The 26,548-nt window shown below is 72.4% G+C and carries 17 protein-coding genes and 2 pseudogenes; 9 read left to right on the plus strand and 10 right to left on the minus strand.

Annotated features, from left to right (window positions below; all coding sequences use genetic code 11):
• Positions 1-98 precede the first annotated feature (98 nt).
• Together OG871_RS39195 and OG871_RS39200 are read left to right on the plus strand one after the other, a co-directional pair.
• Positions 99-1,436, plus strand: a complete 1,338-nt coding sequence (locus OG871_RS39195) for a hypothetical protein (protein ID WP_371493447.1) — start codon at positions 99-101, stop codon at positions 1,434-1,436.
• 610 nt (positions 1,437-2,046) lie between these two features.
• Complete coding sequence (locus tag OG871_RS39200; RefSeq protein WP_371493446.1) at positions 2,047-3,063, plus strand: S8 family peptidase; 1,017 nt, start codon at positions 2,047-2,049, stop codon at positions 3,061-3,063.
• Between the two features lie 328 nt (positions 3,064-3,391).
• Here OG871_RS39200 and OG871_RS39205 read toward each other — a convergent pair whose 3' ends face one another.
• Together OG871_RS39205 and OG871_RS39210 are read right to left on the minus strand one after the other, a co-directional pair.
• Positions 3,392-3,934, minus strand: coding sequence for a hypothetical protein (locus tag OG871_RS39205; RefSeq protein WP_371493445.1), 543 nt, complete (start codon positions 3,932-3,934; stop codon positions 3,392-3,394).
• A gap of 581 nt (positions 3,935-4,515) precedes the next feature.
• The gene (locus OG871_RS39210) at positions 4,516-4,794 is read right to left on the minus strand and encodes a hypothetical protein (RefSeq protein WP_371493443.1); all 279 of its coding nucleotides are present in this window, start codon (positions 4,792-4,794) and stop codon (positions 4,516-4,518) included.
• A gap of 91 nt (positions 4,795-4,885) precedes the next feature.
• Between OG871_RS39210 and OG871_RS39215 the strand changes: the two are divergent.
• Positions 4,886-5,277: pseudogene (locus OG871_RS39215) on the plus strand (hypothetical protein).
• A gap of 607 nt (positions 5,278-5,884) precedes the next feature.
• On the opposite strand, the gene mscL reads toward OG871_RS39215, so the two are convergent.
• Positions 5,885-6,277, minus strand: a complete 393-nt coding sequence (mscL, locus tag OG871_RS39220; protein ID WP_371493442.1) for a large conductance mechanosensitive channel protein MscL — start codon at positions 6,275-6,277, stop codon at positions 5,885-5,887.
• A gap of 781 nt (positions 6,278-7,058) precedes the next feature.
• On the opposite strand from mscL, the gene OG871_RS39225 reads away from it, so the two are divergent.
• Complete coding sequence (locus tag OG871_RS39225) at positions 7,059-8,360, plus strand: hypothetical protein (RefSeq protein ID WP_371493440.1); 1,302 nt, start codon at positions 7,059-7,061, stop codon at positions 8,358-8,360.
• 792 nt (positions 8,361-9,152) lie between these two features.
• Here the strand turns inward: OG871_RS39225 and OG871_RS39230 are convergent.
• Positions 9,153-9,278 (minus strand): hypothetical protein, encoded by a 126-nt coding sequence (locus OG871_RS39230; protein ID WP_371493439.1) that lies wholly within the window; start codon positions 9,276-9,278, stop codon positions 9,153-9,155.
• A gap of 137 nt (positions 9,279-9,415) precedes the next feature.
• Here OG871_RS39230 and OG871_RS39235 point away from each other — a divergent pair, with 137 nt between their 5' ends.
• Positions 9,416-10,201 (plus strand): MATE family efflux transporter, encoded by a 786-nt coding sequence (locus tag OG871_RS39235; RefSeq protein WP_371493437.1) that lies wholly within the window; start codon positions 9,416-9,418, stop codon positions 10,199-10,201.
• Positions 10,202-10,330: 129 nt separating this feature from the next.
• Positions 10,331-10,599 (plus strand): annotated as a pseudogene (locus OG871_RS39240) (type II toxin-antitoxin system RelE/ParE family toxin).
• 396 nt (positions 10,600-10,995) lie between these two features.
• Here OG871_RS39240 and OG871_RS39245 read toward each other — a convergent pair.
• From OG871_RS39245 to OG871_RS39260, 4 genes are all read right to left on the minus strand, one after another.
• Positions 10,996-14,109 (minus strand): lantibiotic dehydratase, encoded by a 3,114-nt coding sequence (locus OG871_RS39245; RefSeq protein ID WP_371493436.1) that lies wholly within the window; start codon positions 14,107-14,109, stop codon positions 10,996-10,998.
• A complete protein-coding gene (locus tag OG871_RS39250; RefSeq protein WP_371493435.1) occupies positions 14,106-15,518 on the minus strand; it encodes a lanthionine synthetase C family protein in 1,413 nt (470 codons plus the stop codon). Before OG871_RS39250 ends, OG871_RS39245 begins: the two co-directional genes overlap by 4 nt.
• 76 nt (positions 15,519-15,594) lie before the next feature.
• Complete coding sequence (locus tag OG871_RS39255) at positions 15,595-16,356, minus strand: hypothetical protein (protein ID WP_371493434.1); 762 nt, start codon at positions 16,354-16,356, stop codon at positions 15,595-15,597.
• A gap of 1,032 nt (positions 16,357-17,388) precedes the next feature.
• Positions 17,389-19,515 (minus strand): NACHT domain-containing NTPase, encoded by a 2,127-nt coding sequence (locus OG871_RS39260; protein ID WP_371493433.1) that lies wholly within the window; start codon positions 19,513-19,515, stop codon positions 17,389-17,391.
• A 390-nt stretch (positions 19,516-19,905) separates the two neighbouring features.
• On the opposite strand from OG871_RS39260, the gene OG871_RS39265 reads away from it, so the two are divergent.
• On the plus strand, positions 19,906-21,267 hold the full coding sequence (locus OG871_RS39265; RefSeq protein ID WP_371493431.1) for a hypothetical protein: 1,362 nt from the start codon (positions 19,906-19,908) through the stop codon (positions 21,265-21,267).
• Positions 21,268-21,448: 181 nt separating this feature from the next.
• On the opposite strand, the gene OG871_RS39270 is transcribed toward OG871_RS39265, so the two are convergent.
• Entirely contained in the window at positions 21,449-21,604 is a 156-nt protein-coding gene (locus tag OG871_RS39270; RefSeq protein ID WP_371493430.1) for a hypothetical protein, read from the minus strand.
• Positions 21,601-21,855 carry a hypothetical protein gene (locus OG871_RS39275; protein ID WP_371493429.1) on the minus strand — a complete coding sequence of 85 codons (255 nt, stop codon included), beginning with the start codon at positions 21,853-21,855 and terminating at the stop codon, positions 21,601-21,603. Before OG871_RS39275 ends, OG871_RS39270 begins: the two co-directional genes overlap by 4 nt.
• Positions 21,856-22,053: 198 nt before the next feature.
• Here OG871_RS39275 and OG871_RS39280 point away from each other — a divergent pair, with 198 nt between their 5' ends.
• Together OG871_RS39280 and OG871_RS39285 are read left to right on the plus strand one after the other, a co-directional pair.
• On the plus strand, positions 22,054-22,416 hold the full coding sequence (locus OG871_RS39280) for a CU044_2847 family protein (RefSeq protein ID WP_371493427.1): 363 nt from the start codon (positions 22,054-22,056) through the stop codon (positions 22,414-22,416).
• A gap of 85 nt (positions 22,417-22,501) precedes the next feature.
• Complete coding sequence (locus OG871_RS39285) at positions 22,502-26,545, plus strand: trypsin-like peptidase domain-containing protein (protein ID WP_371493426.1); 4,044 nt, start codon at positions 22,502-22,504, stop codon at positions 26,543-26,545.
• Positions 26,546-26,548 lie beyond the last annotated feature (3 nt).

A 26,548-nucleotide genomic window follows, 5' to 3' on the forward strand; every position in this document is an offset into this window, starting at 1 on the left:
CCACCGGGAGCGCCGCCCGCGCTGCCCGCTGCTGCAATCCGCGCTGCCGCTGCGCAGTGGTTTACGAAGCGCGCTTCGAAAGTGGCTAAGATCCACTCGTGACTTCCGAAGCGCCGCTACGAAAAGACGACCCCTCAGAATCCCCCGCCCCGGAGCCGGTAGGCGCCGCCTGCGGGCACTGCGGCGCCCTGCTGCCTCCCGCGCCGAGGGGCCGGCCGCGGGCGTACTGCGATCTGTCGTGCAAGTCCAAGGCCGCCCGCCATCGCATCGCCCAGCGCCCCAAGCCGGCCGCCCCGTCGCCCACCGCCGCCGCAGCGCCGCCGGCGCCGCCCGGTCTGGATCTGCTGGCCGCCGCCACCGACGGCCAGGCGCCCGGCCCGCGCGGCCGCGTCCTGGAACTCGCCGAATCCCTCGCCGGCATCGCCTACCACTTCGTGCGCACCCTCGACGACGGCGACCAGGCCCGCGCCCTCGCCACGCTGCGCCGCACCGTTCCGCTGTTCACCGCCGAGCTCCTGGAGCAGGCGCAGGCTGCGTACGACGACGCCCAGGCCGCCGCCGCGCCGACCCCCGGCGGTGGCTCGGCGGACCGCGAGGACTCCGTCTTTACGAAGCGTCGCTTCGAAACCCCCGGCCCGGGAAGCGGGACAACCGCTGTTGTCCCAGCCCCTGCCGACGGGCCAACGCCGCCGTCCGCGCAGGCGCCCGACCCGGCCGCCGCCAGCCCGGCCCGAAGCATTGACGGCCCGTCCTTTTCGAATCGCCGCTTCGAAAACCCGGCCCCCGAGACGCGGCCGGACACGGTTGTCCCCGCCCCCGCGAACGGGACAACCAATGAGCCTTCGGCCGCTCCCGGCCCGGCTGCGCCGGACGCTGCCGAGCGCCTTGATAGTCCGCCCGTTTCGAATCGGCGCTTCGGAAGTCGGCCGTCGGCGGCAGAGCTGGAGGAGGCGCGGCGGGTGCTGGACAGTCCGCAGGTACGCTCCCGCGTCTCGCCGCATCTGCGGGACCGCACCGCCCCGGCCGCCGCTCCCGTCCCCGCGGCTGGCCGGCGGCCCGCCCCCGCCCCCGCACCCGCGCCTGCTTCTGCTGCGCCCGGCGGTGGTGTGCGGCCGTCGCAGGCCGCCAGCCGGGTGCTGACCGCACCCCCGTCCCCGTACGCGCGCGGCTTCGGGGACTGCGACGTCCTTCTGGCACTGCCACAGCTCGGCCCTGGGTGGGAGCTCGCCGGCTGGAAGAACAACCGGCTCGCCTACTACGTGGTGGAGAACGGCGAGATCGTCGGCTGGGTCGAGATCGGCATCGGCGCCGTCCCACGCTGGGCCGCCATCACCGACGGACTCTTCCTCACCGACACCACCACCGGCGAGCCCCTGTTCCACACCAGCCCGGAGCTCGCGGCCCGCACCGTCCGCCAGGCCCGCCTCACACCCTGAACCCGCCACGACGTCAAAGGCGGTGCGCGCCGCAGGCAATGAAGGACGGCGCGCACCGCCCCCGGCAGTCTCCCAGAGACCACCGCCGGAGCCTGCGCCTCCTCGGGCTGCTGCGCCCCGGTCCCTGGTGCTGTGCCCGGGGCGGGGCCGGGACGGTGGCCGCCCGGTGCTCCCGCTCGCACTGGTCCCCGCCGTGCCCGCGCCGCCTGCTGCTCCAGGCCGCCCGCGGCCGGTTGCAGTCCGCCGATGAGGGGGAGCTGGCCGAGGGCGGGCAGTCCGACGGTTGCCGGGAGCAGCCGGCCTGCCACGGGCAGGGCGCCTGTCGCTGCGGGTAGCTGGCCGACGACGGGGCCGAGCAGGGTTGACGCTCTGGGCACGGTGGCGACGGGTTGGAGGTCCTGGTGCCCGACGAGAGCGGCCGCGGTCGGGCTCGCCCCGTCCGGGGGGAGGGGGCGAACCCAGGTCGGAGGGCTGGCGCCGCGCGGCGCCAGCACGGACGTGGTCGGTGGTTGACGTCCCTTGCTCGTGAACACGTGAGAGTGGTGTCGTCGCACCGAGCCGGACTCGATGCGACATGTCATTGCATTGAGTAGTCGCAGGAACGCGTAGTGTGTCGGACGGTCTCTGGCGTTTTCGTCGTCGCGATGTGCTGGTTCCGCAGCTGAGTGGCCCTCGGGGCAGTCGCAGTCCGCAGAACCGGTGGCTGCCGACGGGCAATGGGCGCCGGCCGTCCCGCCGTTTCGATCGAGCCAGGAGCAGACAGGTGGCCATCAACACCCAGACAGGCGCGCCGTGGGGGATCGCCCGGATCTCCTACCGTCCGAAGCCGACATCCGTCACGTTCGAAAGGTACGTGTACGACGAGCGGGCCGGCGAAGGGGTGGACATCTACGTCCTGGACACCGGCGTCCACACCGCCCACCTCGGGTTCGGAGGGCGTGCCCGGCAGGGCGTCAACGTGACGGGCGGCGGAAACGACGACACCGTCGGGCACGGAACCCACCTGGCCGGCACGGCCGCCGGCTCGAAGTACGGTGTCGCGAAGAACGCGTCGGTCATCGCCGTGAAGGTGACGGACAACATGCTCGCGAACCCCGGGAACATCGCCGAGGGCCTGGCCTGGACGACGGAACAGGCCCAGTCGTCCGGACGACCGTCCATCGCCCTGATCGGTTCCTGCCAGTCGCGAAACCTCGCACTCGACGAACAAGTCAATGACGCCGCCCGCCAAGGGCTCTTCGTCGTCGTGCCGGCCGGCGACGATAACAAGGACGCCCTCAACTACTCGCCATCCGGCGCCTCCGGGGCCTTCACCGTGGGCGCCTCCAACATCCGAGACGAGCGCGCCTTCTGGTCCAACCACGGGCCGGGCATCGACGTCTTCGCCCCCGGATTCAACATCCCCTCCGCCTTCATCGGCGGCCCGAACACTGCCAACATCATGTCCGGCACGGCGCAGGCAGCCGCCCACATCGCCGGCCTGGCCGCCTATCTACTGTCGACGACTGACGGACTGACCACCACCACCGTCCGAGACGCCATCACGCAACTGGCCACACGTGACCTGCTGACTGCCGTCCCGACGCCAACCAGCAACCTCCTGGCGTTCAACAACGCCACGCCCTGACCTCGACACAACCGAGGACGGCAACTGTCCACACACCGGCGGGCCGATCGCCGGGCGGCCGCGCTGCGCCGCCGGGCTGGGCCGGCGCGAGGGTGAGGAGGCCGCCGGGCTGCGGATGTGACGGGCGCCGTGGAGCGGCCGATCGGGGATGCGGGTGAGGACGGTACTCCCGGCGTCGGCGCGTTGCCGCCGTCCGGTTCTCACGCCCGGGTCCGGCCCCGTCGGCGGCCGCGTCGGGTGAGGCTGCGGGTGTGGGCGCCGAGGCCGCGCCGTCTGTGCGATCGGGCCGGCCGCCGCAATGCGGTGGCCGGCCGTGCGGGGATGCCGGTCAGGGGTTGTGGGACCTGATCATGGGGAACGGCAGGAGCTGTGCGACGACCTGCCCGGGGGCGCCGACCGGGGCGAAGTCGACCGCCTGCTGCAGCTGGTAGACGGAGCCCTGCGGGGGGAAGACGGTGAGCCTGTCGCACTGGGTGGTCATCGGCCGGGAGTTGGACAGGACCGCCGGGCCGCCGCCCCCCGGGGGCTTCTCGATGGTGAGCGTGAAGTCGTGGAAGAGAGTGTGGCGCAAGACCGGCGGCATGGCGCTGGTGACTTCGAGCAGGCTGAGCGGGGTGGTGTCGACGTCCGCCCGCGAAAGGACGACCCGTCCCAGGATGGGGGAGTCGGCACTGTACTCCTCACCGATGATCCTCATCTTCACGCCGCCCAGGTCGCCGGGGATACTCTCCTCGACGCGAAACCTGATGCCGCCCTTGATGTCCAGGGTGACGAGGCCAAGCACATTGATCTGCAGCGGCACGTTGACCGCGTAGCTGGAGCAGGGAATCTCCTGCCCGACCTGGGGGAGTACACCACCGAGGATGGTCATAGGAATGCCTCCGAGCATGGGCCAGTCCGCGCCGGGCGACGCGGACACGCTGCCGGGCAGCGCTGCGCCGCACGCTACCGACCGGAACGTGCACGCACCGTGCTGCCGTGCCGGACGTGGCCACGGAAGGATGAACCCGACGCGGCCACGACCCACCCGGGCCGTCAGACGTCCACAGCTCGCCCGCGCCGGCCTCCACCTCCTGACGCCGACCACCAGGCCGTCCACGACCTCACCCGCCACCTCGACCCCACCACGCTGCGCCAGGTGATGGGCTGGCTGGAGCGCACCCGCACTGCGGCCCTCGCCCTGCCGCCGGCCGGTGATGGGAGAGCCAGAAGGGCGGTCGGTCATCGACGCCGCCGACGGTGAGCCCTGGCTCTCCAAGGACACGCAGTACGCGGTCTCCCTGCTCCGGGCCGCCCTGGACCAGCAGATCGCCTGAACGCCGGCCCGGTCACCGGCCTCCGCCTCGCGCAGGCCACCACGGGGCGGGGCGTCGCCTCCCTGGCCTGAGCGTCCGCCACCGAGAGGCGACTGCGGTGGCGGACGCGGGGACGCCCCGAGGTCGGCAGTCCGGCCTATCGGAGGTCCAGGTTGCCCGCTTCCAGTTTGGTCTTCATCGCCAGGATCGCTGTCATCGGCACGCTGAGCTGCAGTCGGTCCGCGACGGTGCCGGCGGCCCGGCTGATTGGCTCGTCCCGGAACGCGGCCGAGAGCTGCCCGAGCAGCGCGACGGCGGTCTCCAGCAGGGTCTCGTCCACCCGCACGCTCTTCGAATCGTTGCCAGGCACCGCCGACAGAGCCTCGACGAGGGCTGCGAGCTGGTCACGCTCGCCACGGTCAAGTGCAGTTGTCATGCGGACGATCGTCCGGCCGGTCCCCAGCACACCGCAACGCAACCGCACCCAAGCGGGACGCAACGGCGGCCGGGCAGGCTTGTTTGCTCGGGTGAGTCTTCTCGATGATGTGGCCGAGCGCGACGGCTGGCGGTGCTGGGTGTGCGACGAGGCGGTCGACCCCGACAAGTCGGTGAACGACCCGCGGGGGCCCAGCGTCGACAGCCGGACCGCCGACCGGAAGGCCAAGGTCGCGGCTCGCGCACCGCGGGTGCAACACCCGCAAGGGCGCGGTCAAGGTGGCCATCGCCTTCCGGTCGGCGGTCCGGCTGTACGTGGTCGAACCCGCGCCGCTGAATCACCGTCGCCGGGAGACTGGAGCGCAAGGGGTGCCGCGAGATGGTGGACCGGTTCTCCCGACTGGTGCCGGGACTCCCGGTGACCGCCGACATCGAGGCGGGCGGCGGCCAGTTCCTCGTCATCCTGGCCACCAGCCGCCGCTGACCGGGGATCACCAGCGCACTCGAGCCGAACCGTCGGCCCACACCGACCCCCACCGGACAAGGGGCAAGCGCAGTGGCGACAACCTTTCTGTGCCTCACCGCCAGGTTCCGGTGGGCGTTCAGAGCCCGAGAGCGGCGAGAGGGTCCACGGGCCTGGTATTCGCGATGATGAACCGCCGAACTGGGTAAGGACGTGCAGGCCGGCCTTGTGCAGAACGGCGGCGAGAGCCGTAGGGGTCTCGGCCACGGACTGGGCGAAGTGGTCGACGGCATCACCTGCCTCGGCCCGTCGCCCAGAGCGGTCAGGTCGGGGCTGGGCCGCCATTCGACCGCGACTGATCCTGCGGGGGCGGCGACGAGCTCGAAGCGGAAGCCGACGACCTCGTCTGCCTCCAGCGACGCCTCTGGCTCCACGCCATCGGCCCCTGGTACGGCGACTTCCGCGAGGTCTTGGACCACGACGTGATCCACATCTTGGGACATTGGCACGCGCTCAGCTGACGCGGCACATACACCACCACGCCATCCATCCGGTGCAGCCGGCCCGAGTAGCACGGACAGAGCCTCCCCGGGGTGCGGCTCGCCCGGGGAGGATCCGTCACGCAGGCTCAGCGACGCTGCGCTTCGCGCAGCAGGTCCCGCATCTGGGTCAGCAGCTCGAGCTCGGTCGGCGGCTCGTCCAGGATTGGGAGACCGGCCTTGCGGCGGCGGCGATCGGCGAGGGTGTTGAGCGGTGCGACGACGAAGAAGTACAGCGCGGCGGCGATCAACACGAACGAGATCAGCGCGTTGATGAACGCGCCGTAGCGGAAGACGCTGCCGTTGATCGTGAAGGTGAGCGCCGAGAAGTCCTGGTTGCCGAAGATGGCCGCGATCAGGGGGGTCAGCAGGTCGCTCACCAGGCTGTTCACCACCGCGACGAATGCGGCGCCCATCACGAAGGCGACGGCCAGGTCGATCACGTTCCCGCGCATGATGAACTTCTTGAACCCGTGCAGCACCCGCGGCCTCCTCGGAGTCGTACCTTCTCCCAGCCTGTGGCGCCGGGCGGGCTCCGGCACAGCCGGCGGGCCGCCCGGGTGACGGGGCGCCGTACCGGCCGGGCACCCGGCCGCGCAGTTCCTCCTTCCCCCTGCGGGCACACCGCAGCCGTCGTGGCGTTCGCCGCCACCACCCCCGTCCACTCCCGTCCCTGGGGCGCGCCCACCCGGCGGCCGCCCGCACCCGCTCGGGGTCGGCCTCGATGCCGATCGCGGCGAGCAGGTCGCGCTGGCCCTCCTCCAGACCGGCCCAGATGGCCCGCTGCGCCTGCACCCAGCGCCCTGGCTGCTCACCTTCGAACACGGTGTCCACCGGCAGCGCGGGCCAGTCGACCAGCCCGTCGGACTCTGCCTGGCTATCGCTATCTCGTCCCGCTTTCGGCAGAAGCGGTGCGGACGTCGGCGGGGAGGTCCTGACCACTGTCCTGGTGGCGCGCCAGCACGTCCGGCCAGGGCCCCGACACGCTGAACGGGCATCACCTCGCGCAAGACAGCTGTCCAATATGGAGCACTTGGTACGTTTTGAGTCATGTTGAGGATGGTGGGTATGGCGGCGAGGCTCGCCGCCGGATTCGTCGGCATGGCCCGGGCGGGCGATGGTCGACGTGTCGGCGGCGGTCAGGGGCCGGGCGATGCGCCGGTGTGCCGCTCTGCGCCCCGAGACCCGGGTCCCGGCCGTCCGGTCACGGGCGGACACGTCCGCAACCGGGGGCGGTGCCGCCTGCCACGCGCGGTCTGCGCCATGGTCCTTGCCCTCACCTGCGCGCTGGCCTGGGTCGTGACCGGTCCGTCCGGCACCGCCCGGGCCGCGACCGCGTGTACGGCGAGCCTGTGCGTCCTCAACCCGAGCGCCGCGAACGCCCTGTACGCCCACCCCGGCAGCATGCACGTCACCGGCGGCATCCTGGTCAACTCGACGAACAGTCAGGCCGCGCTCGTCAGCGGCACCACGGTCACCGCGACCGGCGGCACCATCGGCGGCCCGGCCGCGCCGGCCGGCTTCGCCACGGCGAGCGGCGGCTCGTACAGCCCGGCCCCCACCAACCAGAGCGCCGTCACCGACCCGTACGCCGCCCTCGCTCAGTGCCCGGCCGCCTCGGCCTGCCCCACGACACCCGCCGCGCCGTACCCGAGTGTCAACCACATCTCCGGGAACCAGACGATCAGCCCCGGCGTGTACACCAGCATCGCGAACTTGGCCGGCACACTGACGCTCAATCCCGGCACCTATGTCGTCACCACCGGCATGACGATCTCCGGCGGGAAGCTGAACGGCACCGGCGTGACGATCTACCTCGCCTGCCCGACCTACCCGGTGGCCTGCCCGGTGGCCACCGTCGGCGCGTTCTTCCTCGACCAGACCGGGGGCAAGACCACCCTCAGCGCACCGACCACGGGGGCCTTCTCCGGTTTCTCGTTCATCGCCGACCGCAACAACACCGCGGCGGTCACGGTCTCGGGAAACGGCACGCAGATCACCGGCGGCGGCGCGATCTACACCGCCTCGGGGAAGCTGGCGGCCGCATCCGGAGGCAAGGCCAGCTTCACCCGCGCGGTCGTGGACACCGTCGAGACCAGCGGCAGCAACAGCACCCAGATCAGCGTCATCCCAACCACGGGCACGCCGTCGATCAGCCTGCCGTCCACCGCGGCCCTCGGCAGCGCGGCACCCGGCGGCACCGTCAGCGCGGCCGTCGGCTCGGTGACCGTCTCGGACGGGCGAGGACTGGCCACCAGCACGTGGACGGCGACGGTGTCCGCCACGAGTTTCACCACCGGCGGTGGCACCGCCGCCGAGACGATCACCACCTCGAACGTCTCCTACTGGTCCGGGCCGGCGACCAGCACGAACGGCACTGTGACGGCCTCGCCGGGTCAGAGCGACGCCTCGGCCAGACAGACGCTCGGCAGTTCGAGATCCGCCTTCGCCTCCACCGGCAACGGGAACAGCTCCACGAGCTGGAGCCCCACGGTGGTGATCACGATCCCCGCGGCCGCGGTGGCCGGCACCTACACGGGCACCGTGACCCACTCCGTCGCCTGATCCAGACAGCCGGGCCTGCACCGTGCTTGCACGGCCGGCGGCGCAGAGGCCGTCGGGGCGGCCCCGGAGGAACTCACCCCGCTCCACCGGCGCGTGGGGGCCGCCGTTTCGGCGGTGGGGAGATCTGCTTGGGCGTGGGTTCCGTCCCGATGCGTGTCTTCCTGGCACGGTTTGTCCATGTTTCCGCTCTGCACTCTGCCGCTCCCGGTCTTTGCCCTGGCGCTGTGTGGGAGGTGCGGGTACCGCCATCAGGGCGCCAGGGCGGAACCGGGCGGCACGGTGCGCTGCTCTGGTTCTCGAGCGATGCGGCGGGTGCCGACCGCTCGCCCTCCCGACGGGTCCGACGACGGGGTGGCGGTTGCGGTGCTCGGCCGGCGCCGCCCGCGGGCCGCATGCGCCGCCGCTGCCCCGGAGTTGATCGCGGCGCCGGGACGCGAGCGGGCCTCCCCAGCACGGTCCCGAGTGGAAGCGGGGAGGTCCGCGTGAGGGAGGGCGCGCCTCTCGTTCGGTTGCGGGAGCGGATGCGGCCGGCCAGCGGGCCCGGGCCGGGTCCCGGCGTGCTGCTGCGCAACGGGCGGATCCTGGCGGCCAGCTCGGTGGTGGCCGCCGCTCTCGGCGCCTGTACTGGCTCCTGGCGGCCAGGTGGTTCAGTACCGAAGCCGTCGGCCGCAGCTACGCCCTGCTGTCGGTGGCCACGCTGCTGGCCACGCTCGGCTCGCTCAACCTCGGCGACGTCCTGATCCGTTTCCTGCCCACCGCCGGGCCCCGCGGGGGACGCCTCGTCATCCGCTGCTACATCGTCGCCGCCGCCTCCAGCGCAGCGGTGGCCGCCGGCTTCGTCCTGCTGGCCTCCCACATCACACCCGGGCTGACCGAACTGCGCAGCCCGCTGCCGGCGCTGCTCTTCGTCCTCGCCACCGCGGCATATGCGATCTTCGTCCTGCAGGACGGTGCGCTGACCGGTCTGCGCAGCCCGGGCTGGGTCCTGGCCGAAAACCTGATCTTCTTTCGCCCTGGCCGTCTGCGCGGCCCTGGCCATCGCCGCCGGCATCCTGGTGGCCTGGGCGGTAGGCCTCGTACTCGCCGTCACCGTGGCGAACACGGCGCTGTTCGTCCGGGCCCTGCCCGCCGCCCGGCACACCACCCACCCCCACGGCGTACCGCGCCGGCACATGGCGGCCTACGCCGCAGCCGACTACATCGGCCAACTCGGCCAAGTCGCCGTCTCCAAATCCCTGCCCCTGCTCATCCTCGCCCACCTCGGAGCCGAACAGACCGCCTACTACTCCCTCGCCTACCTCATCACCGACACCCTCTACCAAGCCGCCTACAGCATGGGCCAGTCCCTCACCGTCGAAGGCGCCGCCGAACCCGACAAACTCGCCGAACACGCCCGCCACATGCTCCGCCACACCACCATCCTCATCGCCCCCGCCACCGCCGTCACCGTCGCCGCCGCACCCTGGATCCTCCAACTGTTCGGCACCGACTACGCCGAACACGGCACCACCGTCATGCGCCTCATGGCACTGTCCGCCCTGCCCAACATCCTCTTCGGCACCGCCGTCCACGTCGCCCGCGTCCGCCGCTCCCTGCTGCTCCTGGCCGGGCTGCAGCTCGCCTTCGCCGGCCTGCTCCTGGTCCTCGTCCTCGTGCTCATGCCCGGTACGGGCTCACCGGCGTCGGCGCGGCCTGGCTCGCCACCAGCTGCACCATCGCGCTCGGTCTGGCCGCCACCTTCCACCGCTGGCTGCCCACAAGTCCGCCGCGGCGCTGAGCCCGGCCAAGAGCCGACCGGGACCACCGTGCCGCAGGCGGGCACGCGGAGGAGAAGCAACTGACCGTGGCGGGCCGGGGCTGCCCCGTTCGGCGGGGCGGGCTCGGCCGGGCAGGGCGGAGGGGGTTCCGACTTCAACCAGGCACCGCCGCCGCCTTCAGGACGTGATGACCGAGACGCTGACCAGACCCGAGTGAGCGACCGCAAATACGCGACGCGGTTCACCGAGTCCGCCTGCGGCGAGCTTCGCAAGCTCCCCGAGCCACCGCCATCACCATCCTGCGCAAGCTCTCCGACCTCGAACGGGACCCCTACGGCTGCAGCACGACCGCCCTCGTCGGATCCCCCGAGACCCGCTGGCTGCGCGTGGGCGACTACCGGGTCATCTACACCGTCGACGGCGGCCAACTGCTCGTCCTGGTCGTCCACGTCGGCCACCGCTCCACCATCTACCGCGACTGACCCACGCGCCGACGCCCCCACCAGGCGCCCAGCACCGTATCGGTGCCCCGACCTTCGACAGGGCGTCGGGTGATACCGGCTGCGCCCCCAAGTACGGGGAGATCCGCCTGACCCACGCGGACAGGGCGACATACCGGCCAGCAGGTAGCGACTGCGACGGACATATCAGCCTGGCGCCGCGCGAGATCGCCGAGCACCTGAGTGCCTACCAGTTCGGCGAGGGCTTCGATCTCGGCGTGGGCCACGCGCCGTGCTTTCTCCAGCACCTTCACCGCTTCGTCTTCGGCACCGGCCCTGCGGTACGCCGCGGCCGACGCCTCACGCGCGGCCCGCACCTGGCGCAGGCTGCGCGACGCGGCACGCACCGGGAACTGACCCACGGCGACCGCCCGGCCGTCAAGTGACGGGTGCTTTGGCCAGGCCCTCGCGGGTGCGGCGCAGCAGTTCGAGGACCAGCCCTTCGCCGTCGCCCGCCGGGCCCAGGCCGAGCCGGTTGAGGTGCATGTGGACGTAGCTGCGGCACAGCGCGCCGTGGCTGCGCCGGAGCCTGCCGTCCTGGCGCAGTGCGGCGAGCAGGGCGGCCGCAGGGGCGAGGGCGGTGCGGCGCTGGGCCAGCAGCAGGCGCAGGACCTCGGTGTCGGGCCGGTCCGGACCGGCGAGGGCCAGGCGCAGGTCGTTGCCGCGGCGGCGGTACTCGTCGCCGCCCTCGCGTGTGGTCTCGGCGGCGCCGCGCAGGAACGCCAGCCGTTCCGGCTCGGACAGGCCCAGGGTGTCGAGCAGGTCGTCGACGCTGCTCACCGCCAACGCCGTGCGGTCGAGCGGGATTTCCTCCTCCTCGCCCGCCTGGAGCAGCCAGGCGACCGAGGTGCTGTCCGCGCCGAAGACCTCCTCGGCCGCCCGTACCCCGTCGTTGCCGCCGTAGCGTTCGACCTCCCGCTCGTAGGTGTCGAAGGCGAGCCTGGTGGCGGCCCCGGTCGCCAGCAGGTCTTCCGCCCAGCGGCAGGCCTGGTCCATCAGCGGGCCGAGCAGGGCGGACCGCTCGCCGTGGAAGCGGATCCGCAGGTGGCTGTCCGTGTCCGAGTAGCGGATGAAGAACCAGTTGTCGGCCAGTCCGGCGGCGGTGGCGAACTCGGCGAAGGTGCGCAGCGGTCCCGCGATCAGCTCGTCCTGCTGCCAGGGGCTGCCGTAGAGCTTGAGGTACAGCCAGTCACTTCCGGGCGGCCGGAACCGGGTGCCCGCCGCCACGGTGTCGGCGGCCGCGTGCGCGTGACCGGCCGGGTGCCCGTCGAGCCCTGCCGGGTCCACGGCCGCGGCCCGCGCGCGCACCAGCGGAACGACGAGCTCGCAGACGTGGCGGCCGTCCGGCCCGGGCAGCCAGGCGTCCTGCGGCTGCGGCAACGCCTCCTGGAGCTGCAGCGCCTGCGTGCCGCGCAGGGCCCGCAGTTCCTCGCGCGCCACCTCGACCTGGTCGGGGTCGGCGAGGTCGAGCAGCAGGCGGTTGTCGCCGACGCACAGGTAGACCAGATGCGGGACGGCCCACCGCTGCCGCCAGGCCGACAGCGCGGCCGCGAACTCCTCGCCCGCGCCGGTGGGCAGGTCGGCCGCGTCGAGCCGCCACTGCGCGAGGGCGAGCACGGTGCGGCCGTACTGGACCCGGGGCAGGAACGGGAAGCCGTTCGCCGGGCCCCAGGAGAACAGCGAGGGCTGGCAGCGCCCGTCGGCGGCGGCGTCCAGCAGGAAGCGGACCGGGGCGGGTGCGCCCATGCTGTTGAGCATGTGGCCCTGCACCCCGGTGATCCGGGCGTCGGCGGCGGGCCACTCGACGCTGAACCGGCCCTCGTGCAGGCCCACGACCAGCTCGCGCAGCGGGATGGCGTCCCGGTGCGGCACCCCGGGCCCGGTGCCGAGCACGATCTCGTGGGTCCGGACCGCCGGCCGGATCGCGACGTTGGCGGAGCGCGCCCGGTGCGGCAGGTAGACGACCTCGGCGAACAGCGTGTCGGGGCTGGCCTCCTGCTCGGCCCGGGCGATCTCGTCGAGGGCGGTACGGGCCTCCGGGCCGAGCAGGTCGGCGAACCGGCCGAGGTGACGGCCGGCGGCCGGGGCGCCGAGGTTGGGGCCGACGACCAGCCGGAACTCACCCGCGTCCAGGGCGGCGGGCGAAGCGGCGGTGAGGAACAGCGCGAGCTCCAGTGAGAGCGGGCAGGCGGCCGGATCGGGCCGGGACACGGTGAGTGCCTCGATCTGCTCGTCGGTCAGGTCGACGCTCTGGCGGTGCTCCCGGTTGGCGGCGAGGGCGAGGCCGAGCAGCAGCCGGTTGCGCTGCGGCGGCTGCGGGGTCGAGCGCTGGTGGGCCGACGAGTCGGTCGGGGGTCCGAGCCCCACGTCCGGGTCTAGCAGGTCCAACAGGGGAACCCGGCGCTCCGCCCCGTAACGGCTCAGGAACGCCCGCCGGTAGGACTCCAGGCGGGGCGGGCCGGCCGGGAGGGGACTCAGCCGGAGCAGCAGCTCGGCGGCGCGGGCCGCCTCCGCCGCCACCTCGGCGTGCAGGCCCCGGCCGGCCAGGGGAAGGGCCAGGTCGGTCTGGAGGACGGGGTCTCCGGGCGCCGCCGGGTGCAGCCCGTCGGCGCGTTCCAGCAGGTCAGCCCAGGGTCGGACCCGTGCGTCGAGCGGGAGGGCGTCCCACCGGGCGAGGTCCCGGGACAGGTGGTCGAGCCCGGCGGCCAGCTCCCGCGCACCGGGGACGGCGGCCAGCCGCTCGCGGACGTGGGTGGCGGGGTCGCCGTTGGTGAGGGGCGGTCGGAGATCGGTCTGGAGGAAGCCCTGGGCCCGCAGCCGTTCGACCAGCCTGGCCGCCTTGTCGGGGGTCGCGCCCGCCAGCCCGGCGAGCCCGGCCGCCAGGTCGTCCGCCGCGACCGGGTGTCGCGCCGTCTCCAGCACCTGCCGTACGGCCGGGGTCAGCCGGACCGAGACGGTGTCCGCCGCGCCGTCGGCTTCGGCGTCGCGGAGCAGGGCGTGCTCGCCGCGCAGGACGACCGCCGCGTTGGTGACCAGCCGCAGGCCGGCGCGGATCTCCGGCTCCTCCTCCAGACGGTGGATGAGCCCGAGCAGCCACGCCATGTCCGGCCGGGTGCGGGTGCGCGGCGGGTACGGCCCGAGCGCCAGATCAGTGTGGTCGCTCCAGCGGGCCAGGCCGACGCCGGCGAAGACACCGAAGGGCGTCGGCCGGGTGCACATGCGGATCAGGTAGCGCGTCAGTTTGCGGCGCACCCGCCGAGCTTCCGGGTCGTCGGGGCGGGTGCGGTGCAGGGCTGCGGCGAGGTCACGGCTGGCCACCTCGACGGCGAGGCGGACCTGCGGCGCGTCGGGCATCAGGGTGTCGCCGCCGGTGGCCGCGCCGGCGGTGGCGAGCGCGTCCACCGGGAGCAGCGGTGCCCGCACCACCGCCCAGCCCAGCGGCCGGTAGATCGGCTGCGCGCGGCGGCGGTGCTCAGGGTCGTTGACCGTCATGACAGCAGGAAGAACCGGTCCCAGGTGGGCTCGGTGTCGGTTGCGGCGGCCAGCAGGACCATGACGACGCCGGGGGCTCCGTCGAGCAGGCCGGGCGAGTCCACCCGGTTGCCGGCCGGTTCCACCGCGGCGTACCCGAGCGGACGGTCGGGATCGAAGTGATCGAGCAGCTGGTCGACCAACTGCTCGGCCCCGGCGGTGAACTGTGGCAGGCCGGTGTCGTGGGCGAAGCGCAGTACCACCTGGAGCAGTCCGGCGACGCCGTGGCAGAACGTGGGCGAGGCGAGCTGGCGGGCGGCGTCGGGCCGCTGCAGCACGCGGGTGACGGCCTCGACGGCGAAGTCGCGCAGCTGTCCGTCGTCCAGGGCCTCGCCGGCGTGCCAGAGTGCCCGCGCGATCCCGGGGCTGCCGTAGCACCAGGAGCTGCGCGCCGGGCCGGGGTCCGGCGGCGGGGGTCGTCCGGGCGCCGCTGGCAGCGGGATGGCCGACGGCCAGTTGACGCCCCACGCGTCGTCGAGGCGGTGCGCGGTCAGCCAGTCGGCCAGGTAGCGGACCGCCGCCGCCTGGCCGGGTGCCTCACGGCCGGCCCGCAGGGCGAGGGCGAGGATCGCCAGGGGCCCGGGAATCCCGTGCGCCAGCCCGCAGTTGAGGTTGCCGTACGGGTAGATGGGCCGCGTCGCGGGGTCACCGAGCTGGTCCTCCGGCGTGGCCCAGTGCGGCGTCGCGCCGTTCGGCGAGGCCAGGTGGACCAGCGCGCCGAGCAGGTCTGCGAGCGAGCCGTGCGGATCGCGCGGCAGCAGGCCGGCGGCCAGTCCGCTCGCCCCGGAGACCAGGTCGAAGTCGCTCACCGGCCGACCGTGGCGGCCCTCGGCGAGCCGCGCGGCCATGAGCTGTGCGCGGGGCACCAGTTCGTCGTCGAGGGCGCCGAGCGCACGGCGGTAGCGCGTGCCGTCGCGGCTGAGCGCGGCGACGGCGAACGCCGTGCCGCCGAGCCCGCTGTAGAGGCCGGAGCCGATCCGCGCGGCATTCTGCCCGATGCCTTCGAGCCCGGTGACGAGGAAGTGGTGGCCGGTCTCGTCCCACCCCTGTCCGGGCCGACACTGGTCGATGTACGCGCAGAGCAGCGCGATTCCGGCGTCTCCCCTGGCCACCCCGGGGGAGAGCCAGTCGATCGTCCGGGGGAGGCGGGTCTGACGGGCGGCACCGGCCAGCGCCTCGCAGATGCGGGCGCGATCCACGCAGCGCTCGGCGGCGGTATCGGCGGCGGCGAGCGCGGCCGCCCGCCGGTCGCCGTCGAGCACGCTGCGCCACGGGCGCGGCTCCGGGTCTCGCCCGTCGGCCGTCGGCGACCCGAAACTGCTTCTCGCGCCGAAAGTGCTTGTCGCGTCGGCGAGTTCGCGTCGCGTCATGTGGTCTCCCTCGGAGCAGCGGACCGGCTACGAACGGCAAGGCGGCCGGCGTGGTGACACGCCGGGCGGGCGACCGTCAGCCGCAGGCCACGCCGGTCAGAATTTCACAGCACACGGTGCACCTGGTTTCCCCGCAGGTGTTGCAGGTGAAGCAGGTCTCGCACGTGGGAGCGCACGTGGGAGCGCAGGTGAACTGGCAGGTGTCGTCACAGGTGCCGTTGCAGGACTGCGGACAGGTCTGGTCGCAGGTCCCGTCGCACGAGACGCAGGTGTCGTCGCACGAAGCGCAGGAGACGAACTCGATTGTCTGCTGGCCACAGGGGGCGCCGCACGTGCAGCCCTCCTGCGGAGCGAAGCGGCCGGCCGCACGACGCGCCAGGGCGGCTGGTGACCCCCGTGGTGTTAGCCCTCGGCCGCGCTGCGGGCCCCTCGGGCCCGCCCGGCTCACCCGGCGGACGTCGAGGTCGAAGTCGTCCGACGGGCGGACCGGGGCGCTGTGGGTGTAGCTGACATGGGCTCCCTCCTTCAGCGTGACCTCGGTTGCCTCCGTTCCGACGAAAGGAGGCCGGTCCGGCGGAATACCGGCGCTGTCTAGGACGTCGTCGGTGGCGAATTCGACGTAGTAGTCGAGGTTCTTCGTCAGGTACAGCCGCCGGTGTCCTTCGCGGTCGCTGTCGCCGAGGAAGCCTTTGAGGGTGAGTCCTCGGACGGGCGCGTGGGCCGGGTCCGGGCGGAATCTGTCGACCAGCGGATCCTGCGGACCGTGGATGTCCTTGGTCCGGTCCGGCTTGTCGCTTGGGCCGTTGTCGGATCCGCCGCTGTTCGTTGGGGTGGTCATCGTGGACCTCCCTCGATGGAAGAGGGGCCTTCTCATGCTTTCACCCGGGTCGCAACCTGACAACTCGACGGGTTTCCATGACACAGGGTGACCTCCGGCCGAGCGGTGGGCGGTTGCGGCGGGGTGGCCTCCGACCGTTGCGGCGGGCGAACCCCGTCCGGGGTTCGAATGCCATTCCTGTGGCAGCGCCCTGCACCCAGGGTCACGATGGAAGCCCGGCCACCGCCGGTCCCGGCCCGATCGGAGTGCGATGAGCGAGCAGCACAACGCCGTCCTGCTGACATTCCCCGACACCGCCGCTCGGGCGACAGCGAGCCCGGCTCGCCCGCCGGCACCTGGGCCGCGGCCCGCAGCTCCGAGAGCCACGTCCGATCGCGTATCCGCCGACCGAGGCCCGCGCCGCGCCAGCGCCGCCAACGAACCGCCGTGGCCCTTCTCGCCGTCGACGCGAGGTGCGGCCCCCAGGCCACGCTGGAGGACACCCCGCTGGTCGGGCACAAGTGCCTTCTGAGCTGGAGCAGTGGCTGCTCGACCGCGGCACACGGGAGGGCGGCGTGCTCTACACGCATGCGGCCGATCCGGGCTCGCAGAAGCTGGGGCTCGTGCTGCGCGCGCAGCGGCTCGGCGACGCCGTCCTGACCCGACCCTTGTTCATGCGGCACGACTGGGTGTCGAACCCGAGCACCGGGTCCCCCCAGCCTCCCCCTGCCTCCGGTGCTGATTCTGGTGGGCTGTGGAAGCGGGGATCGACGAGGCCGGCCCTGTGCTGGTGGCGCTCGCCCTCTTCCAGCACGCCGCCCCGCGGGAGCCTTGGCATCTGGTCCTCCCCGGACAGCAACCGGACCGGGCGCTCCGGGACGCGCTCATGGACCTACGCGACACGGGGAGGGTACGCCAGGACGGCCAAGCGCACGGCCGCAAGCTGTGGTGTCTCACCAGGAACGACCACCGTGATGGCGGAGCTCGTGCTGGACCACCCGTGGGTGCTGGTCGTACGTCTCCTGTGGTGCGCTGGTGTACCAGGGCGGGTGGTCAAGTCACCGCAGGCGCATGTCGCGACGTCCTGACTCTGCCGGCCAGGTGGTCCTGCAGCTCTCGATGTCGGAACTGATATGCCGTCCCGGACACCCGGACAAGGCCGGCACCGTATGCCCAGTCGAGGAAACGGCCGAGCTGCCATGGCAGGCGGCCTCGTGTGCACAGCAGCGTCGCCACGTACCGGCGCCACGCGCCGGCCCAGATCAGCAGGCCTGCGAGACACACGAATGCCAGGGTTACGACAAGAACGTCGATACCCCCGAATGCGTTCTGCAGCGAAAGGCCCCCGTCCGTCAACCCGGCCTGGGCCAGCTGCGCGAGCTCTGCCGCAAGCCCGGCGCCGAGCCCGACCGTGAGCCCTGCCCGGGCGTCGGCACGGACCAGGTCCCTCGGGCCATCAACTGCGCCGCGCGGCGCACTTGTCTCCAGATTGGTTCTGAGTCCGAACGCAAGCCCGCCGATGAGCCCCATCGGGAGAGCCACAGTGAGCACGTTCGCCAGCGCATCCATCAGCGGGTAGCCAGGCAGCGGGTAGTCCGCAGGGTAAGCCGCGAGAAGGGCCAATGCCAGCGAGCATACGAGCGCTACCGAGAGTGCGACCGCGAGAGGAACGGTGGTTGCACGACGCCCGGCACGAGTGCGCAGCCTCCGTAGATCGATGCCCTTCGGGGTGGGCCAGGTGATCCTGCTGGCCACGACGATCCAGGACCCTACGAGCAGCGCCAGGACGGTGCCTGCGACGATCTCCGTCGTCTCGAAGGTGGCGGCGCCGAGCCAGACCAGGAGCACGAGCCCGGTTGCCGCGCACATGACCGTGTCCAGAGTTCTGACTCGGCCAGCCGTGATCGGCCAGAGCCGATGCAGTACCAAGTCGGCGGCGGAGAGCCGTTGTCCGCCCACGGTGCGGCCGGTGCGGGCGTTGTCGTTCAGGTAGTCGGCCAGGACGGTCAGCCAGCGTTCGACGTCCCCGGGTTCGTAGGCGGTGTTCCCCGCGCGCACGTGCAGGTCAGTCGCGGCCGGTACGAATCGGTCGAGCAGGTACTGCCGAATGTCATGCGGCTCAGCCAGGTCGAGTAACCCGGCGGGGTCGCCGTCAGCCTCGTACACGATGATGGCCAGCGTCAGCACCCACGGGGTGGAGAGCGTCTGGGCCACCGCGCCGTTGGGATCACGGTCGAGGGTGTCCAGCACTGGGCCCCACAGCTGTGGATCCCACACTCGGGTTGCCAGGAAGGCATGAGCCTGCCGGGGAGTGACGGTTTCGACCTCCACGCGGGCCGAGTCCAGCAGCCGGGCCCTCCCGGCCAGCGCCTCGTACTGCGCCGTGCGGCAGGTCAACACCATCGGCGCCTTGCTGCGACCGGCCTGGTACGCGTTCAGGGCCGCCAGCGCCGCAGCTGCTCGCGAGGATCCGCGAGGGGCGCCGACGGCGTCCATCTCGTCCAGACCGTCCAGAACCGGCAGCACCCGCCGCTGCTCGACCAGCGCCCGAGCGGTTCCACGGCTGAGCCGGTAGATGTCGACCAGTTCGCCGGTCAGCCACTCCTCCAGCGTCACAGTGGTATCCCAACTGGCCAGGGCAAGGCGCACCGGCACCGGGTCATGGGGCCCGCGGCCCTCGAGCAGACCAAGCATCAGCTCGAGTGCCAGCACGGTCTTGCCTGCCCCGGGCGCACCGGTGATCACCAGGCGCCGGGGCCGCAGCTGCCGGTAGTAGTCGGTGATCTCACTCAGACTCCCAGCCGCTCCGGCGTGCTCGGCAACACGCGAAGGAGCACTGCGGAAGGAGAAGCCGACGTCGATCGGATGATCGTCCCCGCCGAGCAGCTGCAGGCGCTGCGCCAGCTCGCTGGCTTCCACGGCCCCGGCCAGGCTGGCAGCGGCTCCTTCTACATCGACTTCGCCCACGGGCTTGAGGAGCCGCACCGCCCCGGCCCCGATCGGCACCAGACCCAGCAGGAGGCCCAACACCCCGACTTGCTCGGACGTACTCAGCTCCGCAGTGCCCAGCTTCACCAGTGCCCAGACGCCCCCCGTCACACACACCACGGCCGCAACCACGCCTGCCGCTCGCCGGTACCGGTCCTTCCCTCTTGTGGAGCCCATGTCAAAGATGATCACCGCTGGGCCCGCGTCTTGCATACATGACGCTGCTACTCCCACCTGATCGGCGCACAGGTGTCGGGCTCGAATCCGGCAGCACCACTCGCCCGCCAGGTCGGTCCCAATCCGGGCGCCAGGCCGCGCGGGGGGTGCTGGGGGCTGGCGGTCGTTCTCTCGACTTCGGCGGTCGCCTGTGACCGCGCACCGGTCGGAGGCGCCCCGGCCGGATCCGGATCCGCCGGGTGCCGCCAGCCGCGGCGGCGGAGATCAACGCGCGGTCCCCGGTCACGGTCCGCCCGGCGTCCGGACAACGATCGGTCCTCGCACCGTCGCTCGACCATCACGACAGAAAGTCATATTTCTCATGCTGCATGGAAAATTCGCATTGGGCAGGGTAGGGTCGGACCCATGTCATTGAGTACGCTGCAGACGCTGCGCATCACTGTCGCGGCGCTGCGTCAGGTCACCGAGGAGACTCAGGCGCAGCTGGCCGCGGGTATCAGTCTGACCCAGGACAAGGTGTCGCGTCGTCAGTCCGGGGCGTCGGCGTGGACGCTGGACGATGTGGATGCCCTGGCGGCGCACTGGGGACTGGACGTGCTGGAGTTGTTGGCCGGGCCGACTCGCGCCACGGAGGCCTACACCGCCCGGCAGTCAGGCGTCGGCCCTGTGCCGGCGACGTTCGCCCCGGCTGCCCCGGAGCCGGAGCCGGTGCGTGCGGAGTGGCCCCCGAGCCCCGCCAAGGCCGCCCCTGCTGCTCCCAAGGTGGTCTCTGAGGCCTCGGCGGTGCCTGCCGCGGCTGAGGCCGGGGTGCCGGAGCCGTTGTTCACGCCGTCGACGTACTGGCAGCAGCTGGCCTGCGGCGACGTCATCACCAGCGGGTTCCCGCCGATGTCGACCGTCGGGCGGTGTCGTGAGCACGGTGTGCAGGAGATCGTCGGCTACGACCAGCAGACCCCCGCCACCCAGCTCACCGGCGCCGGCACCGCCACCTTGAGCGAGGCCGTGCCGGTCCCGGACTTCGACCGCGGCCCGGGCGGCGAGATCGCGATGTTCGCGCCCGCCCCGTGCGTGCGCTGCGGTCGCCCGGTGCGCCACCGTGTGGCCGGCGTCGCCACCCACGTCGGCGGCTTCTGCGAACTCACCACCACCCCCGTACAGGCACCCACAACCCAGACTTCGGCCGCCCCCGTCGAGGAAGCCCAGCAGGCCCCCCAGACCCCGCACGCGGCATCGCCGCCCGAGCCCACTCCCGCCCCGACCGCCGAACCCGAGCAGCAGCCGGCCCCGGCCCCGCCGGACTCCGCTCCGGCGCCATCGGCCCCTGCTGCGCCCCGCGCCCGGTCGGGCGGCGAGAGCTCCGAGTCGGTGTCGCTGGCGGAGCTCCTGGACCTGATCCGCCGCCCCGTCGAGCGGGAACTCGCCCGCCACGGCGGCGACGTGGACGCCGCAACCGCCGCCCTGATCAAGAAGGCGATCCCGGACGCGATGGCGCTCCTCGCCGCTTCCCGGGTCGGCGCGCGGTATGAGCACACCGACCACCCGCCGCTGCCGGACATCCTGAGGAAGGCGTCCAAGGCGTCGCCCGATCAGGTGTGGGAAGCGCGCCCGAAGTGGAAGAACACCGCTCTCATCAAGAGCACCGAATCGGAGCTGACGGTGGCGGCGCTCGACATGAACGGCGCCTACCTGTCCGCACTGAAGTCGCACCTGCCGATCGGCCAGCTCAAGCACCACACTGTGAGTTCTGGGTTCTGGACCGAGGTCTGAGCGGGCTTTGACCAGGACATTTCGTGAGTCGAGTGGGAAACGTCTGGCTGGTCCGTTGAGGGTGTGAGCTGCTCGTCCTGGTCGGGCTCCCATCTACGAGGGAAGCTCGACCGTCACTGACCAGCCAACCCCGTCAGTGCACCGGATTCGCGTGGGTGTCCCGAGAATCCCGCTGCAACGGTCAGGCCCATTCGACGCCGTGTTCGGCGAGCTGTGCGAGCTGGCCCGGGGTCAGCTTCGCCCGGCGGGCCTTCTGGTTGTTCAGCCAGGTGCCCAGCGCGAAGTGCGATACGACCACCTGCTCCTCACCTCCGGGGCCGGCCTCGACGGCCTTCACCGGCTCCCTGTGCGGCGCCTGACGTTGGCGTGCCGCTCCCGCTCCACGAACTGCGCCAGCGCCGCCAGGCCCTGCTGGAGCCTGTCGGTGCGGGACACCTTCGGCTTCGCCTCGGCGGCGGCCTTGCGGCCACCAGCTCGGCGTCGGCCTCGATGCCTCGCCGTCAGCAGGTCCCGCTGGTCAGCCTCCAGGCCGGGCCACCCGGCCCGCTGCGCCCACGCCCAGCGGCCGAGCTGCTCACCCTCGAACACGGTGTCCAGCGGCAGGGTGGTCCAGTCGACCTGGCCGTCGGACTTCAGCCACCTCTGCCGGGTGGTGGCGTAGGCGCACTTGCAGTCGGCCGGCCCGATGTCCCGGGTCCGTTGGGGAGTTCGCCGTTTTCCGGGGTGTCCGCGCTTGTACGGTGTGGGTGCGGTCGTCGTGGGGGCGGCGGCAGGGGGAGGGACGACGTGGGGCAGCAGTTGGCGCGGGTGCCGTTGGACGGCGGGGGCTCGATCCTTGTCGAGGCCGCGGACGGTGCGGCCGGGCCGGTGAAGGCGGGCCGGGTCGGGGACGCGATCCGTGATCTGCCGGTGGGGCTGAGCGCGGCCCTGGAGCCGGTCACCGACCTGGCGCGCACTGTGCTGAGGCGGTTGCGTGACGCGGGGCCGGCGGAGGTGGAGGTCGAGTTCGGGGTCGATCTCTCCACGGAGGCCGGGGTGGTGATCACCAAGACTGCGGCCAACTGCCATCTGACGGTGACGATGGTGTGGCGCAAGGACGACACCGACACCGGGCCCGCCCTTACGACGGGCGACCCGGCGTCGGGCTGATCCTGTGAACGCCGGGCACGAGGCCCCCGCAGCTGATGCTCTGACTGCCGCTGTCGCCCAGGTCCGCGATGGGGACGGGGCGGTGGTGGGGACCGGCTTTCTGGTCGCCGAGGACCTGCTGATCAGCTGCGCGCACGTTCTGGTGGACGGCGGCTACGGTCCCGGTGACGCGGTGTCGCTGGTCTTCCCGCGCGCGCCCGGTGCCCCGTCGGTGAGGGGCCGGGTGCTGGAGGACGGGTGGCGCGACCCGCAGGAGCAGGACATCGCCCTCGTGCGACTGGAACACGTGCCGGCGGGTACGGCCCCGCTGCCGCTGGGGTCTGCGGCGGGCTGCCGCGGGCACCGGGTGCGCTCGCTCGGCTTTCCCACGCAGGCACCGCCGGGCGGTCACTTCGGGTCCGCCACGGCCGGCGGGCTGCTGCTGGCCGCCGACGACGCCGGTGATCTGCTGCAGCTGACCGGTGCCAACGATCTGACCACCGGGTTCAGCGGCGGGCCGATCCTCGACGAGACGACCGGTCTGGTGGTCGGCATGCTCACCGCCATCACCGCGCCCGACAGTCACGACCGCGGCCAGGGCATCGCCTACGCCACCCCGACCGCGGTGCTGCGCGAAGCGTGGCCCGCACTGGCCGTGCGCGACGTGTCGCCGTACCGGGCGCTGGAGCCGTTCACCGCCGAGCACGCCCGCTGGTTCCGGGGCCGCGAGGAGGCGGTGCGCCAGGTTCTGGCGGGCCTGGCGGGCGGGCGGCGGGTGGTGCTGCTGCTCGGACCCTCCGGGTCGGGCAAGTCCTCCCTGGTCCAGGCGGGGGTGCTGCCGGCGCTGGCGGCCGGACGGCTGCCGGGCAGTGACCGCTGGCGCCAGGTGCTCGCGCGGCCGGGCCCGGACCTGCCGGCCGCCCTCGAACAGGCCGGCCTCCCGGGGGCCGCCACAGCGGGGATCGGGGCGGCCGTCACCGGACTGCTGGCCGCCGATGCGACCCACGACCGCGTGGTGCTGGTCGTCGACCAGTTCGAGGAACTCCTCGCGCCCACCGCCGGACCACAGGCCCTTCAGACCCTCGCCGGGATCACCGAGGCGATCGGGTCCGACGCCACGCTCAGCGTGGTCCTCGTGATGCGCGACGACTTCTACTCCCGGCTGTCCGCGCTGGCCCCCGAACTGCTGCAAGCCGCACTGCAGACGCGGGGCGTGCTCAACGTGCCCGCCACGCTCACCAGCAGCGAACTGGACGCGATCGTCACCGGGCCCGCCCACGACCTGGAGGTGAGCTTCGAGCCGGGACTGGCACAGCGGATCATCGCCGACGTCCTGGCCCTGAACCCCCGCACGGCCGCGGACTTCGCGGCGCCGGTCACCGCGCTGCCCCTGCTCGAAGTCGCCCTCACCCGCCTGTGGGAACGCCGCCTCGACCACGACGGCCGCCTCACCCACGAGGCCTACCGCCGCATCGGCGCCGTCACCGGCGCCCTGGCCGACTGGTACAACGCCGCCCTCCGCGAACTCGACCAGCGACAGCGGGACGTCGCACAGAGGATCCTGACGGCCCTGGTCCGCCCCGCCAACGAGGCCCTGCACATCCCGGCGGTACGCCAGCAGCTCCCGCTCGACGAGCTACGCGACCTGGCCGCCGCCGACGGCACACCCCAGGCGCTACAGGCCGTCGAGGAGGTCCTGGCCGTACTCTCCCGCCACCGCATCGTCACCACCGACCGGGTACGCGAGCCCGAGCCGGCGGGCGACGCGGAGGGAACCCCGGTGGCCGAGCTGATCCACGACGCGCTCATCCGCGACTGGGACACCCTGCGCCGCTGGGTCGAGCAGGACGCCCGGTTCCACGACTGGCTCCACCGCGCCCGCATCCAGCACGCCCGCTGGCAGGAACACCGCGACCCTCAGGACCTACCCGCCGGAACCGTCCTCGCGGAGGGCACCGACTGGTCGGCACTCCGCCGCCTGCCGGCTGAACTCGAAGCCTTCCTCGATGCCGGACGCCGCCGCCAGCAGGCCGCCATCCGGCGCAGCAGGCGCCTCAACACCGTCCTGGCCACCCTCCTCGCCCTCGCCTTGATCGCCTCGGGGGTGGCTTTCTGGCAGCGGCAGACAGCGGTCACCGCCCAGCACGCCGCCCAGTCCCGGCAGCTCGCCGCCCAGTCCGACTCCCTGATCAGCACCAACCCCGATCTCGCCGCCCTCCTCGCGGTCGCCGCCTACCGCGTCAGCCCGACCGGGGAAGCCGCCACCAGCCTCAACGCCGCCGCGAACCTTCCCCTGCGCCACCGCCTCACCGGCCACGCCGGCTCCATGGACTCGGTGGCGTTCAGTCCCGACGGCCGCACCCTTGCCACCGTCGGCAGGGACAGCATGGTGCGGTTGTGGGAGGTGGCGACGGGCAAGGAACTCATGACTTTCTCCGGCCACACCGACTGGATGGCCTCGGTGGCGTTCAGTCCCGACGGGCGCACCCTCGCCACCGCCGGCAGGGACAGCACAGCGCGGTTGTGGGAGGTGGCGACGGGCAAGGAACTTATGACTTTCTCCGGCCACACCGACTCCGTGTACTCGGTGGCGTTCAGCCCCGACGGGCGCACCCTCGCCACCGCCGCCAGGGACAGCACGGTGCGGCTGTGGGAGGTGGCGACGGGCAAGACCATCACCACCTTCACCGGCCACACCGACTCCGTGTACTCGGTGGCGTTCAGCCCCGACGGGCGCACCCTCGCCACCGCCGGCAGGGACAGCACGGTGCGGCTGTGGGAGGTGGCGACGGGCAAGACCATCACCACCCTCACCGGCCATACCGGCGCAGTGGCCTCGGTGGCGTTCAGTCCCGACGGTCGCACCCTTGCCACCGCCGCCGGGGACAGCATGGTGCGGTTGTGGGAGGTGGCGACGGGCAAGGAACTTATGACTTTCTCCGGCCACACCGACTCCGTGTACTCGGTGGCGTTCAGCCCCGACGGCCATACCCTCGCCACCGCCGCCGAGGACAGGACGGTGCGGCTGTGGGAGGTGGCGACGGGCAAGGACGTCACTATCCTCACCGGCCACACCTACTCCGTGCTCTCGGTGGCGTTCAGCCCCGACGGGCACACCCTTGCCACTGCTGGCAACGAGGGGACGGTGCGGTTGTGGGAGGTGGCGACGGGCAAGACCATCACCACCCTCACCGGCCACACCGACTCCGTGGACTCGGTGGCGTTCAGTCCCGACGGTCGCACCCTCGCCACCGCCGCCAGGGACAGCACGGTGCGGCTGTGGGAGGTGGCGACGGGCAAGGTCGTCACCACCCTCACCGGCCACACCCTCTCCATGGACTCGGTGGCGTTCAGTCCCGACGGTCGCACCCTCGCCACCGCCGACGGCGACTACACCACACTCTGGGAGGTGGCGACCGGCAAGGCCGTCACCACCCTCACCGGCCACACCGATTCCGTGGACTCGGTGGCGTTCAGTCCCGACGGCCGCATCCTCGCCACCGCCGACGGCGACGACGCCACGTTGTGGGAGGTGGCGACGGGCAAGGTCGTCACCACCCTCACCGGCCACACCAGCGCAGTGTCCTCGGTGGCGTTCAGTCCCGACGGTCGCACCCTCGCCACCGCCGACGGCGACTACACCACACTCTGGGAGGTGGCGACCGGCAAGGCCGTCACCACCCTCACCGGCCACACCTACTCCATGGACTCGGTGGCGTTCAGTCCCGACGGCCGCATCCTCGCCACCGCCGACGGCGACGACGCCACGTTGTGGGAGGTGGCGACGGGCAAGGAACTCACCACCCTCACCGGCCACACCGATTCCGTGGACTCGGTGGCGTTCAGTCCCGACGGCCGCACCCTCGCCACCGCCAGCAGGGACAGCACGGCGCGGTTGTGGGAGGTGGCGACGGGCAAGGCCATCACCACCCTCACCGGCCATACCGGCTGGGTGTCTTCGGTGGCGTTCAGCCCCGACGGCCGCACCCTCGTCACAGCTAGCAGGGACCACACCGCCCGGCTGTGGACCTACGCCGCGCCGGAGGCCGCGATCAGCACAATCTGCGAGGCCGTCGCCCGTGACCTCACCCCTGACGAAAAGGCGCTATACCTGCCCGGACAGTCCGTCGGACCTATCTGCCCCGCATGACCC

The sequence above is a fragment of the Kitasatospora sp. NBC_00374 genome (genome assembly GCF_041434935.1).
GTDB lineage: Bacteria > Actinomycetota > Actinomycetes > Streptomycetales > Streptomycetaceae > Kitasatospora.

What these genes read in the sequence shown, in the direction of transcription:
- OG871_RS39265 (WP_371493431.1), top strand. Translation starts at nt 19,906, where the DNA reads ATGTCATTGAGTACGCTGCAGACGCTGCGCATCACTGTCGCGGCGCTG.
- OG871_RS39255 (WP_371493434.1), bottom strand. Translation starts at nt 16,356, where the DNA reads ATGACCACCCCAACGAACAGCGGCGGATCCGACAACGGCCCAAGCGAC.
- OG871_RS39210 (WP_371493443.1), bottom strand. Translation starts at nt 4,794, where the DNA reads ATGACAACTGCACTTGACCGTGGCGAGCGTGACCAGCTCGCAGCCCTC.
- OG871_RS39250 (WP_371493435.1), bottom strand. Translation starts at nt 15,518, where the DNA reads ATGACGCGACGCGAACTCGCCGACGCGACAAGCACTTTCGGCGCGAGA.
- OG871_RS39225 (WP_371493440.1), top strand. Translation starts at nt 7,059, where the DNA reads ATGGTCCTTGCCCTCACCTGCGCGCTGGCCTGGGTCGTGACCGGTCCG.
- OG871_RS39245 (WP_371493436.1), bottom strand. Translation starts at nt 14,109, where the DNA reads ATGACGGTCAACGACCCTGAGCACCGCCGCCGCGCGCAGCCGATCTAC.
- OG871_RS39205 (WP_371493445.1), bottom strand. Translation starts at nt 3,934, where the DNA reads ATGACCATCCTCGGTGGTGTACTCCCCCAGGTCGGGCAGGAGATTCCC.